Raw genomic sequence first — 15,663 nt, forward strand, 5'->3', positions numbered from 1 at the left:
CGGCATCGGCGTACAGACGTATCGGGGCCGCTCTCAGCCCTTGTTGGACGGGCCGCCCACCTGGATCCCGGCCATCCGCGTCCACTCGTACGGGCCGGTGCGGACCTTCGCCGCGAGCTCCCCGTCGAAGGACTCGTGCATCGTGATCCCGGCCTTCCGGGCGGCGCTCTCGGCGACCGCGTACGAAGGGGCGACCAGATCGCCCCAGCCGCCGTCCTCGCCCACGAGAACGATGCGGGCGCCCATCTGCCCGATGTAGGCGAGCTGCCCCTCCGCGCCGCCGTGCGCCTTGGAGAAGGCACCGATCTGCTTGGCGAGCTTCGCCGCCCTGCGCTCCGCGCGGGCCGCCTGCTTGCCGCTCTCCACCTGGGTCTCAGCCGTCTCTGCCATGGTCAGGATGCTACCGATGGGTAGAACGACGTGCGACGGGCGGGGCACGTGGCGTGGGCCACGTACCCCGCCCGTCGGCGGGACCGCTTCGGTGGAGCGGGGCGGGACTACCTCAGGAAGGGGTCGATCGCCACGGCGAGGAAGAGCAGCGAGACGTAGGTGATCGACCAGTGGAACAGCCGCATCTCCTTGAGCTTCGCGCCGGTCACTCCCGCCTTGGCCCGGTTGAGCAGGGCATGCGCCTCCCAGAGCCAGAAGCCGCCGGTCAGCAGCGCCACCGCGGTGTAGAACCAGCCGGTGTAGCCGAGCGGGGTCAGCAGCAGCGAGACGATCACCATCGCCCAGCTGTAGAGCACGATCTGGCGGGCCACCACGCGGTTGGTCGTGATCACCGGGAGCATCGGAACACCGGCGCGGGCGTAGTCGTCCTTGACCTTCATCGAGAGCGGCCAGTAGTGCGGCGGCGTCCAGAAGAACATCACGACGAAGAGGATGACCGCGGCCCACGACATCGAGTTCGTCACGGACGACCAGCCGATGAGGACCGGCATGCAGCCCGCGATGCCGCCCCAGACGATGTTCTGCGCGGTACGCCGCTTCAGCACCAGCGTGTAGCCCACGACGTAGAACAGCAGAGCGCCGAGCGCGAGCGCGGACGACAGCCAGTTGACCAGCAGCCCGAGCCAGACCGTGGAGACCACCGCGAGGACGATGCCGAAGGCCAGGCACTCGCGCGGGCTCACCATGCCGGTGACCAGCGGGCGCTGCGACGTACGGTGCATCACCGCGTCGATGTCGCGGTCGATGTACATGTTGAGCGCGTTGGCGCCGCCCGCGGAGAGGAATCCGCCGATGGTGGTCGTGAGCACGAGCCACAGATCGGGTACGCCCTGGGCCGCCAGGAACATCACCGGCACGGTGGTGATCAGCAGCAGCTCGATGATCCGAGGCTTGGTCAGCGCCACGAATGCCTTGACACGAGTCCCGAACGGGCGATGGCCCCCCGGGCTGGAAGTCAAGGCGACCCCTGCGGGTCGGGACTCGACGGCCGTCACGCACACCCCTGACAGAGAAATCCAGCAAGCTCCGGGCGTGAGGACCCGGTAAAGACTTGCGCGAACCAGACCACTGTAGACGTTGGGAACATGCCGTCCTTCGTGGGGGTCGGATCGTGTTGGCGTCGCGCGGAAGCGGGGAATCATGCCCGTCACGGCGGTGTCGAGGCGACGACGGGCACCCCTCGCGGCGATGCGGGAGGCCACCGGAGCGGCACACTCCGCGCACCTCCGGGCGCCGTGTCCCCGCGCACCCCGGCGGGACACGCCCACCGGATCGGCACGCGGACGGACGGTCCGGCGTGCGTACCGGTACGGGACAGGCTCCCGCGGCCTCGCCCGCGGGAGCGCCGCGCGAGCGCCGGACGCCACTCGTCGAAGCGGACACGGAAGCGCGGAACCCCGCTCACCGGAGCGGCACGGAAGGGCCCTCGCCCGCTCACCGGAGCGGCGCAGAAGTGAGCCCCTGCGCTCATACGGGAGGCGGACCCGCCGGGCCGCCCACACCCTGGAAAGCAGCGGAAAATGCGCGTTCCGACACAGGTAGGCTCGACCATCCCGGTGCGGTCACAGACACCGGAATCCCCGGTGCGGTCACAGTCACCGGTTGACAACAGTGGAGAGGAGCCCTGACTCAGGGTGAGCACCAAGCCGACCACCACAGATCTCCAGTGGACCGAAGTGGACCAGCGGGCCGTGGACACCGCTCGCGTCCTCGCCGCCGACGCCGTTCAGAAGGTCGGAAACGGCCACCCGGGCACGGCGATGAGCCTGGCTCCCGCCGCGTACACCCTCTTCCAGAAGGTGATGCGGCACGACCCCGCCGACCCGGAGTGGACCGGCCGCGACCGGTTCGTGCTCTCTGCCGGCCACAGCAGCCTGACCCTCTACATCCAGCTCTACCTGGCCGGCTACGGCCTGGAGCTCGACGATCTCAAGTCCTTCCGGACCTGGGGCTCCAAGACCCCGGGCCACCCGGAGTACGGGCACACCGCGGGCGTGGAGACGACCACGGGCCCGCTGGGCCAGGGCGTCGCCAACGCCGTGGGCATGGCGATGGCCTCCCGCTACGAGCGCGGTCTGTTCGACCCGGAGGCGGCCCCCGGCACCTCCCCGTTCGACCACATGGTGTGGGTCGTCGCGGGTGACGGCTGCCTCCAGGAGGGCATCGCCGCGGAGGCGTCCTCGCTGGCGGGGCACCAGAAGCTCGGCAACCTGGTCCTGCTGTGGGACGACAACCACATCTCGATCGAGGGCGACACGGAGACCGCGGTCTCCGAGGACACCCTGAAGCGGTACGAGGCGTACGGCTGGCACGTCCAGCGCGTCGAGCAGCTGCCCAGCGGCGACCTGGACCCGGCGGGTCTGCACCGGGCGCTGGAGGCCGCCAGGGCCGAGACCGGGCGGCCGTCCTTCATCGCCGCCCGCTCGATCATCGCCTGGCCCGCCCCGAACGCCCAGAACACCGAGGCGTCGCACGGTTCGGCGCTGGGCGAGGAGGAGGTCGCCGCGACGAAGAAGGTCCTCGGCTTCGACCCCGAGAAGTCCTTCGAGGTCTCCGACGAGGTCATCGCGCACACCCGCAAGGCGCTGGACCGGGGCCGTGAGGCCCGGGCCGAGTGGGAGAAGTCCCTCGCCGCGTGGCGCACCGCCAACCCGGAGCGCGCCGCCGAGTTCGACCGGATCTCCGCCGGCGAGCTGCCCGCGGGCTGGGAGGACAGGCTCCCGGTCTTCGAGCCCGGCAAGAGCGTGGCCACCCGCGCCGCCTCCGGCAAGGTGCTCCAGTCGCTCGGCGAGATCGTCCCCGAGCTGTGGGGCGGCTCCGCCGACCTGGCGGGCTCGAACAACACGACGATCGACAAGACGTCGTCGTTCCTCCCCGTGGGCAACCCGCTGCCCGGCGCGGACCCGTACGGCCGCACGATCCACTTCGGCATCCGCGAGCACGCCATGGCCGCGGCCATGAACGGCATCGCGCTGCACGGCAACACCCGTGTCTACGGCGGCACCTTCCTGGTGTTCTCCGACTACATGCGCAACGCCGTACGGCTCTCCGCGCTGATGCACCTGCCGGTGACGTACGTGTGGACGCACGACTCGATCGGTCTCGGCGAGGACGGCCCGACCCACCAGCCGGTGGAGCACCTGGCCTCGCTGCGCGCCATCCCGGGCCTGAACATCGTCCGTCCGGCCGACGCCAACGAGACCGCCGTCGCGTGGCGCGAGATCATGCGCCGCCACACCAAGGTGTTCGGCAAGGGCACCCCGCACGGTCTGGCGCTGACCCGCCAGGGCGTGCCGACGTACGAGGCGAACGAGGACGCGGCCAAGGGCGGTTACGTGCTCCTGGAGGCCGAAGGACCCGAAGGGCGGCGCACGTCGCCCGAGGTGCTGCTGATCGGCACGGGCTCCGAGGTGCACCTCGCCGTCGAGGCGCGCGAGGAGCTGCAGGCGGCCGGCATCCCGACCCGTGTGGTGTCGATGCCGTCGGTCGAGTGGTTCGAGGAGCAGGACCAGGCGTACAAGGACAGCGTCCTGCCGCCGTCGGTGAAGGCGCGGGTCGCGGTCGAGGCCGGCATCGGCCTGACCTGGCACCGGTACGTCGGGGACGCCGGCCGGATCGTCTCGCTGGAGCACTTCGGTGCCTCGGCCGACGCCAAGATCCTCTTCCGTGAGTTCGGCTTCACCGGCGAGCACGTCGCCGCCGCCGCGCGGGAATCTCTCGCCGCCGCCGCGCGCTGACGCCCTTATAGAGACAAGTAGGAGATGCAACTCTCATGACAGACGCACTCAAGCGCCTCTCCGACGAGGGCGTGGCGATCTGGCTCGACGACCTGTCGCGCAAGCGGATCACGTCGGGCAATCTGGCCGAGCTGATCGACGAGCAGCACGTGGTGGGCGTCACCACCAACCCGTCGATCTTCCAGAAAGCGATTTCGAGCGGTGACGGCTACGAGCAGCAGCTGACCGACCTCGCCACCCGCAAGGTCACCGTCGACGAGGCCATCCGCATGATCACGACGGCCGACGTGCGGGACGCGGCGGACATCCTGCGCCCCGTCTTCGACGCCACGGACGGCCAGGACGGCCGGGTCTCCATCGAGGTGGACCCGCGTCTGGCCCACCACACCGCCGCCACCGTCGCCGAGGCCAAGCAGCTGGCCTGGCTGGTGGACCGGCCCAACACGCTCATCAAGATCCCGGCGACGAAGGCCGGTCTCCCGGCGATCACCGAGGTCATCGGCAAGGGCATCAGCGTCAACGTCACGCTGATCTTCTCGCTGGAGCGCTACCGCGAGGTCATGGACGCCTACCTGGCGGGACTGGAGAAGGCCAAGGCCGCGGGCCTGGACCTGTCCAAGATCTACTCGGTGGCGTCGTTCTTCGTGTCCCGGGTGGACACCGAGATCGACAAGCGGCTCGACACCATCGGCACCCCCGAGGCCGAGGCGCTCAGGGGCAAGGCGGCGCTCGCCAACGCCCGCCTCGCCTACCAGGCGTACGAGCAGGTGTTCGGCTCGGAGCGCTGGGCCGCCCTGGACAAGGCGCAGGCCAACAAGCAGCGTCCGCTGTGGGCCTCGACCGGCGTCAAGGACCCCGCGTACAAGGACACCCTGTACGTCGACGAACTGGTCGCCCCCGGCACGGTCAACACCATGCCCGAGGCCACCCTGGACGCCACCGCCGACCACGGGCGGATCACCGGCAACACCATCGCCGGCACCTACGAGCAGGCCCGCGCCGATCTCGACGCCCTGGCGGAGCTCGGCATCTCCTACGACGACGTCGTCCAGTTGCTGGAGGACGAGGGTGTCGAGAAGTTCGAGACGTCCTGGATCGATCTGCTCAACTCGACCGAGGCGGAGCTCAAGCGCCTCGCCCCTTCGGAGGGCTGACCACCTTGTCTGGTGTTCCCGGAGCCAACCCGCTTCGTGACCCCCAGGATCGACGGCTCCCGCGCATCGCGGGGCCGTCGGGCCTGGTGATCTTTGGCGTCACGGGTGATTTGTCCCGCAAGAAGCTGATGCCCGCCGTCTACGACCTGGCCAACCGCGGCCTGCTGCCGCCGGGCTTCTCGCTCGTCGGTTTCGCGCGCCGGGAGTGGCAGGACGAGGACTTCGCACAGGAGGTCCACGACGCCGTCAAGCAGCACGCCCGCACCCCGTTCCGCGAGGAGGTCTGGCAGCAGCTCATCCAGGGGATGCGCTTCGTCCAGGGCAACTTCGACGACGACGAGGCGTTCGAGACGCTGAAGGCGACGATCCAGGAACTCGACGAGGCACAGGGCACGGGCGGCAACTTCGCCTTCTACCTGTCCGTGCCGCCGAAGTTCTTCCCCAAGGTCGTCCAGCAGCTCAAGAAGCACGGGCTGGCCGACCAGAAGGAGGGCTCCTGGCGGCGTGCCGTCATCGAGAAGCCCTTCGGACACGACCTGCAGAGCGCGCAGGAGCTCAACCGGATCGTGCACGACGTCTTCCCGCCCAACGAGGTCTTCAGGATCGACCACTACCTCGGCAAGGAGACGGTCCAGAACATCCTGGCGCTGCGGTTCGCCAACACGATGTTCGAGCCGATCTGGAACAGGTCGTACGTCGACCACGTCCAGATCACGATGGCCGAGGACATCGGCATCGGCGGCCGGGCCGGTTACTACGACGGCATCGGCGCCGCCCGTGACGTCATCCAGAACCACCTGCTCCAGTTGCTGGCGCTGACCGCGATGGAGGAGCCCGGCTCCTTCCACCCCAAGGCCCTGGTGGCCGAGAAGCTCAAGGTGCTCGCGGCCGTGGAACTGCCGGAGGACCTGGGCAAGCACACGGTGCGCGGCCAGTACGCGCACGCCTGGCAGGGCGGCGAGGAGGTCCCCGGCTATCTGGAGGAGGACGGCATCGACCCCGGGTCGACGACCGACACCTTCGCCGCGATCAAGCTGACGATCAACAACCGCCGCTGGGCGGGCGTGCCGTTCTACCTCCGTACCGGAAAGCGGCTCGGCCGCCGGGTCACGGAGATCGCGGTCGTCTTCAAGCGCGCCCCGTATCTGCCGTTCGAGTCCGGCGCGACGGAGGAGCTGGGCGGCAACGCCCTGGTCATCCGGGTCCAGCCGGACGAGGGCGTGACCGTCCGGTTCGGCTCCAAGGTGCCCGGCACCTCGATGGAGGTCCGGGACGTCACGATGGACTTCGCGTACGGCGAGTCCTTCACCGAGTCGAGCCCGGAGGCGTACGAGCGGCTCATCCTCGACGTGCTGCTCGGCGACGCCAACCTCTTCCCGCGGCACCAGGAGGTCGAGCTCTCCTGGAACATCCTCGACCCGATCGAGGAGTACTGGGCCGAGCACGGCAAGCCCGCGCAGTACCCGGCGGGCACGTGGGGCCCGGCCGAGGCGGACGAGATGCTCGCACGAGACGGACGGAGCTGGCGCCGGCCATGAAGATCGACCTCACGGAGACCACCTCCAGCAAGATCAACCAGGCGCTGGTGTCGGCCAGGCGTGCCATCGGCACCCCGGCCATCGGCATGGTGCTGACCCTGGTCATCGTCACCGACGAGGAGAACGCGTACGACGCCCTCAAGTCGGCCGGTGACGCCTCGCGCGAGCACCCCTCGCGGATCATCGCGGTGATCAAGCGGCTCAGCCGCTCGCCGCGCAGCCGCCGCGACGCCCGGCTCGACGCAGAGGTGCGGGTCGGCTCCGACGCAGGCACGGGCGAGACGGTCGTGCTGCGCCTCCACGGCGAGCTGGCCAACCACGCCCAGTCGGTCGTCCTGCCGCTGCTGCTGCCGGACGCCCCGGTCGTGGTCTGGTGGCCGCAGGACGCGCCCGCCGAGCCGGCGAAGGACCCGCTGGGCGCGCTCGCGCAGCGCCGGATCACGGACGCCTACTCGGCCGAGCACCCCTGCGACGAGATCACCCTGCGCGCCCGGTCGTACGCCCCCGGCGACACCGACCTGGCCTGGACCCGCGTCACGCCGTGGCGCTCGATGCTGGCCGCCGCGCTCGACCAGCAGCACGCCGAGATCGTCTCGGCGACGGTCGAGGGCGAGTCGGAGAACCCGAGCTGCGAGCTGCTCGCCATGTGGCTGGCGGACCGGCTCGGCGTCCCGGTCGAGCGCGCCCAGTCCGACGGTCCCGGCCTGACGGCCGTGCGGATGGAGACCAGGAGCGGTGTCATCGTCCTGGACCGGCCGGACGGGTCGATGGCCACGCTTTCGATGGAGGGCCAGCCGGACCGCGCGGTGGCGCTCAAGCGGCGGGACACCGCCGAACTGCTCGCCGAGGAGCTGCGGCGTCTGGACCCGGACAACACCTATGAGGCGACGGTGAAGTTCGGCGTGGACAAGCTCGGCGGGCCGGCGCGTCCGAAGGCGGAGGGCTCGAAGCCCGCCGATCCGAAGCCGGCCGACCCGGAGCCCGCCGGGGCCGCCCCCGCCCCGGCCGCCGCGAAGAAGGCCGCGGCCAAGTCCCCGGCCAAGAAGGCGGCGTCGAAGTGAGTGTCCCTCAACTCGTCGTGCACCGCGACAAGGAGCTGATGGCACAGGCCGCCGCGGCCCGGCTGATCACGAAGGTGGTGGACGCCCAGGCCGCGCGCGGTCACGCCTCGGTGGTCCTCACCGGCGGACGCAACGGCAACGGTCTGCTGGCCGCCCTCGCCGCCGCGCCCGCCCGGGACGCGATCGACTGGTCGCGGCTCGACCTGTGGTGGGGCGACGAGCGGTTCCTGCCGGAGGGCGACCCGGAGCGCAATGTCACGCAGGCCCGTGAGGCACTGCTGGACACGGTGCCGCTGGACCCGTCGCGGGTGCACGCCATGCCCGCGTCGGACGGCCCCTGGGGCAACGACGCCGATACGGCGGCGGCCGCGTACGCCACCGAGCTGGCCGCCGCGGCCGGTCCGGAGGACCACGGGCCGGTGCCGACGTTCGACGTGCTGATGCTGGGCGTCGGCCCGGACACGCATGTCGCTTCGCTCTTCCCGGAGCTGCCCGCGGTACGGGAGACCGAGCGCACCGTCGTCGGTGTGCACGGCGCACCCAAGCCGCCGCCCACCCGCGTCTCGCTGACGCTGCCCGCGATCCGGGCCGCGCGCGAGGTGTGGCTGCTCGCCGCGGGCGAGGACAAGGCGGAGGCCGCGGAGATCGCTCTCTCGGGCGCCGGGGAGATCCAGGCCCCGGCGGCCGGTGCGTACGGACGCGCCCGGACGCTGTGGCTGCTGGACGCGGCGGCGGCCTCGCGGCTGCCGCGCGCCCTGTATCCGCCGGCCTCGTCCTGATCGGTTCCCGGCATCGACGCCCGCGGGCCCGGTCCGCTCCTCGGAGCGACCGGGCCCGCGGGCGTTCCGGAAGGCGGCCGGGCCGCGGACGTACCGGAAGCGGGGCCGCGCGGGGCACACCGTCCTCGCGGTCCCGGCCCGTACCGGAAGCGGGGCCGTCCTCGCGGTCCCGGCCCGTACCGGAAGCGGGGCCGTCCTCGCGGTCTCAGCCGGTGGGCGGGGTGCGCTCCAGGAAGGGCTCCAGCAGGCCCGGGACGGCCCGGGAGGCGAAGTCCAGGCCCTCGCTCTCGTCGGCGTCGTACGCCGTGTACGCGCCCGCCCCGGCGGCCGTGGTCGCGGTGATGCCGATCACCCCGGACCGCCGCTGGAAATACGTCTGCCGGACCGTCCAGCCGATGACCCCGGCCCGCTCCAGCGCGGCGGTGGAACGCCTGAGCGTGCCGGACCGGACCACCAGGTAGTCGCCGCTGAGCGCGTGCCCCAGGCCCCGGTAGGCGTCCCGGGCCAGGAACAGCCCGAGCGGCAGCCCCACGACCGCGCAGGCGAGCGCCACCCACAGCAGGACAGGAGTCAGCAGCAGCCCCAGCACGACCAGGACGAGCACGGGCACGGCGACGGCCCACAGGGCCCGGCGCAGCCGCCGCCCCCGCGCCGCCATGGGGTGAGCGGTCAGCGCGGCACCGGTCGGGGAGACGGCCTCGCGCAGGACGTCGGCGGCCACCGTGTCGGCCACGGACCGGGGCGCGACGGGCAGCAGGGTGTCCTGGTCGCGGTGCCGCTCCTCGTCGTCCTTGGCGAGTCCGGTGGTGATCGCGTCGACCCGGGCGGCACCGAACAGCCGGACACCGAGCGGTTCGACGAGATCGACACCGCGCAGCCGTCGTTCCTCGATGGAGACGGAACGTGAGGTCAGCAGCCCGCGCCGGATGCGCAGGGTGCCGCCCGGTTCGCGCTCCAGCCGGTAGTTCCACCACATCTCGATCCACAGACCGAGCGCGCCGACGACACCGGCGGCCAGCACGGCGAGGGCGACGACCCCGATCACGGCCGGCAGCGCGGTGTCCCGGAACCGGTCGCCGATCCAGCCGATGACCTTGCCCTGCGCCCCGAACCAGTCACTGACCTGCATCACCGCACCGGCCGCCGCGCCGCCGAGCGCCGGGGCGACGAACGACACCGGCGCGTAGCGGATCCAGCGCGGGTCCAGGACGGCGAGCTCGCCCTCGCGATGGGTGCCCGGGGCGCCCGTGTCCGCGCGCTCCAGCAGTTCGCGGCGGAGCCGTTCGCCCTCGGTCCGGGCGACCGGGTCGAGTTCCAGGGTGGAGTCGTTGCCGGAGTGCTCGCCGGTACCGATGCGGACGGTGACCAGGCCGAGGACCCGTTGCAGCAGATGGGCGGTGAGATCGACGCTGCGGACGCGCTCACGGGCCAGCGAGCGCTTCTTGACCATGAGCAGCCCCGTGTGCAGGTCGACCCGTTCGGCACCGACACGGTAACGGGTGCGGCGCCACCGCACGTAGTCGCCCGCCGCGGCGCAGCCGACCAGCGCGAGGGCACCGGCCACCACCAGGGCCACCGCCGCCCCGAACCCGAACCGCCCGGAGAGCCCGAGCGTGACGGGCACGGACGCCCCGACCGCGACACCGGCCGTGAGCAACGCGCTGACGAAGACCGTGCGCCGGTCCAGCCGCCGCCAGTCGGTGCCGTCGCCGGTCGCCGTCACCGCACCGGTGGCATCGGTGTCGACGCCGTCGTCGCCCGCTCCGGGCGGCGGAACGGCCGCCTCCGTGCTCATGTGGCGTCCCCGGGGGTGTCCTGGGTGATCCTGGTCAGGCGTTCGGCCAGCTCGGCCGCCGACTCGTGCCCCAGTCCCGCGATCCGTACCGCGCCCTTGGACGAGGCGGTGGTCACGGTGACGGTGGCGAGCCGGTAGAGCTGTTCGAGCGGTCCGCGCACGGTGTCCACGGTCTGGATGCGGGACATCGGGGCGATCCGCCACTCCTGCCACAGGAGGCCCGTCCTGACGTACACGGCTTCGTCGGTGACCTCCCAGCGGTGGGTACGGAACCACCAGAGCGGGAAGAGGACGGCGCAGCCGGCACCGAGCACCGCGAGAACCGCGGCGGGCAGCAGCAGCCAGAACCTGGCGGGCTCGATGAGCACGCCCAGTACGACGAGGACCACCACCGGTAGCGCGGTCAGCAGCAGCCACTGGGCGCGCCACCAGTCGACCGCCCTCGGGTGCAGGGTGTTGTTCGGCGGCCTCAGCCGCACCGTCCGCTCCCCCTCGCTCACCGGCTCAACGCCCCCTGCGGGCGCGGTACGCCCCGACGAGGGCCGCGGTGGAGCTGTCCAGCCCCTCGCCGCCGCTGCCGTCGGTCAGCACCGGCTCGATCCGCTTGGCGAGGACCTTGCCGAGTTCGACGCCCCACTGATCGAAGGAGTCGATGTTCCAGACGGCTCCCTGGACGAAGACCTTGTGCTCGTAGAGCGCGATGAGCTGGCCGAGGACGGACGGGGTCAGCCGGTCGGCGAGGATCGTCGTCGTCGGGTGGTTGCCCTTGAAGGTCTTGTGCGGCACGAGTTCCTCGGCGACGCCTTCGGCACGGACCTCGTCCGGCGTCTTGCCGAAGGCCAGCGCCTGGGTCTGCGCGAAGAAGTTGGCCATCAGCAGATCGTGCTGGGCGACCAGACCGGGCAGCAGGTCCTCGACCGGCTCGGCGAAGCCGATGAAGTCCGCCGGGATGACCTTGGTGCCCTGGTGGATCAGCTGGTAGTAGGCGTGCTGCCCGTTGGTGCCGGGGGTGCCCCAGACGACCGGTCCGGTCTGCCACTCGACAGGGCGGCCGTCCCGGTCCACGGACTTGCCGTTGGACTCCATGTCCAGCTGCTGCAAGTACGCGGTGAACTTGGACAGATAGTGGCTGTACGGCAGCACGGCATGCGACTGGGCGTCGAGGAAGGCCCCGTACCAGACGCCCAACAGGCCCATCAGCAAAGGAGCGTTGGCCTCGGCGGGGGCGGTGCGGAAGTGCTCGTCGACGAGGTGGAAGCCGTCGAGCATCTCGCGGAACCGCTCCGGGCCGATCGCGATCATCAGCGAGAGGCCGATGGCGGAGTCGTACGAGTAGCGACCGCCGACCCAGTCCCAGAACTCGAACATGTTGGCGGTGTCGATGCCGAAGTCCGCGACCTCGCCGGCGTTGGTGGACAGCGCCACGAAGTGCTTGGCGACCGCTTCCTGACCGGCGTTCAGGCCGGTCAGCAGCCAGTTGCGGGCGGAGGTCGCGTTGGTGATGGTCTCGATCGTGGTGAAGGTCTTCGACGCGATGACGAACAGCGTCTCGGCGGGGTCGAGGTCGCGCACCGCCTCGTGGAGGTCGGCGCCGTCCACGTTGGACACGAAGCGGACGGTGAGCGAGCGGTCGGCGAAGGAGCGCAGCACCTCGTAGGCCATGGCGGGGCCGAGGTCGGAACCGCCGATGCCGACGTTGACGACGTTCCTGATGCGCTTGCCGGTGTGACCGGTCCACTCACCCGACCGGACGCGGTCGGAGAACGCCGCCATCTTGTCGAGCACCGCGTGCACGCCCGGCACCACGTTCTCACCGTCGACCTCGATCACCGCGTCGCGCGGGGCGCGCAACGCCGTGTGCAGGACGGCGCGGTCCTCGGTGGTGTTGATCTTCTCGCCGCGGAACATCGCGTCCCGCAGCTGCGCCACTCCGGTGGCGGCGGCGAGGTCGCGCAGGAGACGCAGCGCCGTGTCGTCGACCAGGTGCTTGGAGTAGTCGATGTAGAGGTCGCCGACCTGGAGGGTGTATCGGGCGCCGCGCTCCGGATCGTCCGCGAAGAGCTGCCGCAGATGCGTTTCCCCGAGCTGCTCACGGTGCTTGCCCAGAGCCGCCCATTCGGGGGTCCGGTTGAGACTGGTTCGGTTCGGTGTGTTCATCCCGGTTGTCGGCCCACTTCTTCTCGTGATTGCAGATGCCCCGCCGGGTCCCCAACCTAATTGATCGAAGGGGCCGACGAGGCGACGACGAGGTGCGGCACCGGTGGATGCACTCCGGCCGGGCCCCCATGGGTACCCGGCCGGTGGATTTCAGATCTCGCCCCGGAGTTTCGCCAGGGCCTCGGCGAGGATGGCCTCGCCGTCCGCGTCGCTGCGCCGCTCGCGCACGTACGCGAGGTGCGTCTTGTACGGCTCGGTGCGCGGCGGGTCGGGCGGGCAGTCCCGGTCCTGGCCGGCCGGGAAACCACAGCGCGGGCAGTCCCACGTCTCGGGTACCTGCGCGTCACTGGCGAAGCTCGGCTGCGTCTCGTGCCCGTTCGAGCACCAGAAGGAGATGCGGAGACGCGGCGCGGACTCGCCCCGCTCGGCCTCCCCCATCGGCCCCGCCCCGACCCGGCTCCCCCGGATCGCGTTGCCACTTGCCACGGTCGTAACTCCCCTGCGTGATGGTGCTCGAAGATGCCCCAGTCTACGTAAGGCCCAACGCGCGTCCAGTGAAAGGAGTTACACCCTCACCGGGATTCGCTCACGACGCGTCAGTTGTCCAGCTTGATCAGCAGACCGAGCACGACGATGCACGCGAACCAGAGCAGTCCCACGACCACCGTGATCCGGTCGAGGTTGCGCTCCGCGACCGAGGAGCCACCCACGGACGACTGCATGCCGCCACCGAACATGTCGGAGAGGCCGCCGCCCTTCCCCTTGTGCATCAGCACCAGCAGCATCAGCAGCAGGCTGAAGACGATCAGGGCGATCTCGAACCCCAAAATCACGGCTGGTCCCTACTTTCCGGAGTCCTCTGGACTGCATGTGCGAGCAACGGGGGCCGGGAGGCTGAGCCCTTCCCGGCCCCCGCAAGGGTACGACGGATCCGCGCTACCGCATACTCACTGGTCGCGGAAGCGGACGATCTTGACGAACTCGTCGGTGTCGAGCGAGGCACCGCCGACCAGGGCGCCGTCCACGTCGGGCTTCTCCATGATCTCGGCGACGTTCCCGGACTTCACGGAGCCGCCGTACTGGATGCGGACCTTGTCGGCCAGCTCCTGGGAGTACAGCTCGGCGAGGCGCCCGCGGATCGCCGCGCAGACCTCCTGCGCGTCGTCGGCGCCGCACACCTTGCCGGTGCCGATCGCCCAGACCGGCTCGTACGCGATCACGATCGACTCGGCCTGCTCGGCGGGCAGGTCCTTCAGCCCGCCGTCAACCTGGGCGAGGGTGTGCGGGACGTGGTTGCCCGCCTCGCGGACGGGCAGCTCCTCGCCGACGCAGAGGATCGGGGTCAGGCCGTGCTTGTAGGCGGCCTTCACCTTGGCGTTGCAGAGCTCGTCGGTCTCGCCGTGGTACTGGCGGCGCTCGCTGTGCCCGACGGCGACGTAGGTGCACTTCAGCTTGGCGAGCATCGGTCCGGAGATCTCACCGGTGTACGCGCCGGAATCGTGCGCCGAGATGTCCTGGGCGCCGTACTTGATCCGCAGCTTGTCGCCGTCGACCAGGGTCTGTACGGAGCGCAGGTCGGTGAAGGGCGCCAGGACGGCGACCTCGACGGCGTCGTAGTCCTTGTCCGCCAGGGCGAAGGCGAGCTTCTGGACGTGGGCGATGGCCTCCAGGTGGTTGAGGTTCATCTTCCAGTTGCCCGCCATCAGCGGGGTGCGGGTGGTCATGAAAGTTCAGTCCTCCAGAGCGGCGAGGCCGGGAAGCGTCTTGCCCTCGAGGTATTCGAGGCTGGCGCCACCACCGGTCGAGATGTGTCCGAATGCGTTGTCGTCGAAGCCCAGGGTGCGGACGGCCGCGGCGGAGTCGCCGCCGCCCACCACGGTGAAGCCCGGGGAGTCGGCGAGGGCCCGGGCCACGGCCCTGGTGCCCTCGGCGTAGTCGGGGTGCTCGAAGACACCCATGGGGCCGTTCCAGAAAACGGTGGCCGCGTCGGCGAGCTTCGAGGCGTACAGCCGATTGGTCTCGGGGCCGTTGTCGAGGCCCATGAAACCGGCCGGGATGGCGTCCGCGGGCACCGTGCGGTGCTCGGTCGGGGCCTTGGCCCCGAGGTCGGGGAACTGCTCGGAAACGACCACGTCGACGGGGAGCACGAACTCCACGCCCTTGTCCTCGGCACGCTTCAGGTACTCCAGCACCACCGGGATCTGCTCCTCCTGGAGGAGGGAGCTGCCGACCTCGTGGCCCTTGGCCTTGAGGAAGGTGTACGCCATGCCGCCGCCGATGAGGATGCGGTCGGCACGCTCCAGCAGGTGGTCGATCACGCCGAGCTTGTCGGAGACCTTGGAGCCGCCGAGCACGACGGCGTACGGACGCTCGACGTTCTCGGTGAGCTTCTTCAGGACGCCGACCTCGGTGGCGATCAGGTCGCCGGCGGCGTGCGGGAGCCGGGCGGGAAGGTCGAAGACCGAGGCGTGCTTGCGGTGCACCGCGCCGAAGCCGTCGCCCACGTACACGTCGGCGAGTTCGGCGAGCCGGTCGGCGAACTCGCCGCGCTCGGCGTCGTCCTTGGACGTCTCGCCGGGGTTGAAGCGGAGGTTCTCCAGGACGGCGACCCGGCCGTCGGCGAGCGCGGCGACCGTGGCGCGCGCGGACTCGCCGACCGTGTCGGTCGCGAAGGCCACGTCGGCCCCGATGATCTCGCCGAGCCGGACGGCGGCGGGCGCCAGGGAGAACGCCGGGTCGGGAGCGCCCTTGGGGCGGCCCAGGTGCGAGGCGACGACAACCCGTGCGCCTGCCGCGGCGAGCTTCTCCACGGTCGGCGCGACGGCGCGGATGCGTCCGTCGTCGGTGATGGTGGTGCCGCTCAGCGGCACGTTGAGGTCGGCGCGGACGAATACGCGCCTGCCGGTGACCCCTTCGGCGAGGAGTTCGTCGATCGTCTTCATTCCTGCTGGACTCCTTGGAGGACGAGAGAACATGCGACGGGGCTCGAACG

General features: G+C 70.8%; 14 protein-coding genes. 5 read left to right on the plus strand and 9 right to left on the minus strand.

The window, feature by feature from the left end; all coding sequences use genetic code 11:
- Window positions 1-33 precede the first annotated feature (33 nt).
- Both AMK22_RS25150 and AMK22_RS25155 read right to left on the minus strand, forming a co-directional pair.
- A complete protein-coding gene (locus tag AMK22_RS25150; RefSeq protein ID WP_073788580.1) occupies window positions 34-390 on the minus strand; it encodes a hypothetical protein in 357 nt (118 codons plus the stop codon).
- A gap of 107 nt (window positions 391-497) precedes the next feature.
- Window positions 498-1,451 (minus strand): heme o synthase, encoded by a 954-nt coding sequence (locus AMK22_RS25155; RefSeq protein ID WP_073788582.1) that lies wholly within the window; start codon window positions 1,449-1,451, stop codon window positions 498-500.
- Window positions 1,452-2,084: 633 nt separating this feature from the next.
- On the opposite strand from AMK22_RS25155, the gene tkt reads away from it, so the two are divergent.
- Genes tkt through pgl form a run of 5 tightly spaced genes read left to right on the plus strand, consistent with a single transcriptional unit; the run spans window position 2,085 to window position 8,719 of the window.
- Entirely contained in the window at window positions 2,085-4,187 is a 2,103-nt protein-coding gene (tkt, locus tag AMK22_RS25160) for a transketolase (protein ID WP_073788584.1), read from the plus strand.
- Window positions 4,188-4,222: 35 nt separating this feature from the next.
- Window positions 4,223-5,341, plus strand: coding sequence for a transaldolase (gene tal / locus AMK22_RS25165; protein WP_073788586.1), 1,119 nt, complete (start codon window positions 4,223-4,225; stop codon window positions 5,339-5,341).
- Between the two features lie 5 nt (window positions 5,342-5,346).
- Window positions 5,347-6,879 (plus strand): glucose-6-phosphate dehydrogenase, encoded by a 1,533-nt coding sequence (gene zwf, locus AMK22_RS25170; RefSeq protein WP_073788588.1) that lies wholly within the window; start codon window positions 5,347-5,349, stop codon window positions 6,877-6,879.
- Complete coding sequence (gene opcA, locus AMK22_RS25175; RefSeq protein WP_073788590.1) at window positions 6,876-7,940, plus strand: glucose-6-phosphate dehydrogenase assembly protein OpcA; 1,065 nt, start codon at window positions 6,876-6,878, stop codon at window positions 7,938-7,940. The genes zwf and opcA overlap by 4 nt, the downstream gene beginning before the upstream one ends.
- Window positions 7,937-8,719, plus strand: coding sequence for a 6-phosphogluconolactonase (gene pgl, locus AMK22_RS25180; protein ID WP_073788592.1), 783 nt, complete (start codon window positions 7,937-7,939; stop codon window positions 8,717-8,719). The genes opcA and pgl overlap by 4 nt, the downstream gene beginning before the upstream one ends.
- Before the next feature lie 205 nt (window positions 8,720-8,924).
- Here the strand turns inward: pgl and AMK22_RS25185 are convergent, their stop codons facing one another.
- From AMK22_RS25185 to AMK22_RS25215, 7 genes are all read right to left on the minus strand, one after another.
- The gene (locus AMK22_RS25185; RefSeq protein WP_079186391.1) at window positions 8,925-10,514 is read right to left on the minus strand and encodes a PH domain-containing protein; all 1,590 of its coding nucleotides are present in this window, start codon (window positions 10,512-10,514) and stop codon (window positions 8,925-8,927) included.
- Window positions 10,511-11,014 carry a PH domain-containing protein gene (locus tag AMK22_RS25190; protein ID WP_073788594.1) on the minus strand — a complete coding sequence of 168 codons (504 nt, stop codon included), beginning with the start codon at window positions 11,012-11,014 and terminating at the stop codon, window positions 10,511-10,513. The genes AMK22_RS25185 and AMK22_RS25190 overlap by 4 nt, the downstream gene beginning before the upstream one ends.
- A gap of 4 nt (window positions 11,015-11,018) precedes the next feature.
- Complete coding sequence (pgi, locus tag AMK22_RS25195) at window positions 11,019-12,671, minus strand: glucose-6-phosphate isomerase (RefSeq protein WP_073788596.1); 1,653 nt, start codon at window positions 12,669-12,671, stop codon at window positions 11,019-11,021.
- A gap of 150 nt (window positions 12,672-12,821) precedes the next feature.
- Entirely contained in the window at window positions 12,822-13,157 is a 336-nt protein-coding gene (locus AMK22_RS25200) for an RNA polymerase-binding protein RbpA (protein WP_073788610.1), read from the minus strand.
- Between the two features lie 110 nt (window positions 13,158-13,267).
- Window positions 13,268-13,504: a preprotein translocase subunit SecG gene (secG, locus tag AMK22_RS25205; RefSeq protein WP_073788612.1), complete on the minus strand. Its 237-nt coding sequence runs from the start codon at window positions 13,502-13,504 to the stop codon at window positions 13,268-13,270.
- A gap of 114 nt (window positions 13,505-13,618) precedes the next feature.
- Window positions 13,619-14,395, minus strand: coding sequence for a triose-phosphate isomerase (gene tpiA / locus AMK22_RS25210; RefSeq protein ID WP_073788614.1), 777 nt, complete (start codon window positions 14,393-14,395; stop codon window positions 13,619-13,621).
- Between the two features lie 6 nt (window positions 14,396-14,401).
- Entirely contained in the window at window positions 14,402-15,613 is a 1,212-nt protein-coding gene (locus tag AMK22_RS25215) for a phosphoglycerate kinase (protein ID WP_073788616.1), read from the minus strand.
- Window positions 15,614-15,663 lie beyond the last annotated feature (50 nt).

Origin of the sequence: Streptomyces sp. CB01580, from assembly GCF_001905795.1 — a bacterium.
Lineage (GTDB): Bacteria > Actinomycetota > Actinomycetes > Streptomycetales > Streptomycetaceae > Streptomyces.

Excerpts from the sequence above, each read along its gene's own strand:
- tal (WP_073788586.1), top strand. The coding sequence starts at position 4,223 with ATGACAGACGCACTCAAGCGCCTCTCCGACGAGGGCGTGGCGATCTGG.
- tpiA (WP_073788614.1), bottom strand. The coding sequence starts at position 14,395 with ATGACCACCCGCACCCCGCTGATGGCGGGCAACTGGAAGATGAACCTC.
- opcA (WP_073788590.1), top strand. The coding sequence starts at position 6,876 with ATGAAGATCGACCTCACGGAGACCACCTCCAGCAAGATCAACCAGGCG.
- AMK22_RS25215 (WP_073788616.1), bottom strand. The coding sequence starts at position 15,613 with ATGAAGACGATCGACGAACTCCTCGCCGAAGGGGTCACCGGCAGGCGC.
- pgi (WP_073788596.1), bottom strand. The coding sequence starts at position 12,671 with ATGAACACACCGAACCGAACCAGTCTCAACCGGACCCCCGAATGGGCG.
- AMK22_RS25150 (WP_073788580.1), bottom strand. The coding sequence starts at position 390 with ATGGCAGAGACGGCTGAGACCCAGGTGGAGAGCGGCAAGCAGGCGGCC.
- AMK22_RS25185 (WP_079186391.1), bottom strand. The coding sequence starts at position 10,514 with ATGAGCACGGAGGCGGCCGTTCCGCCGCCCGGAGCGGGCGACGACGGC.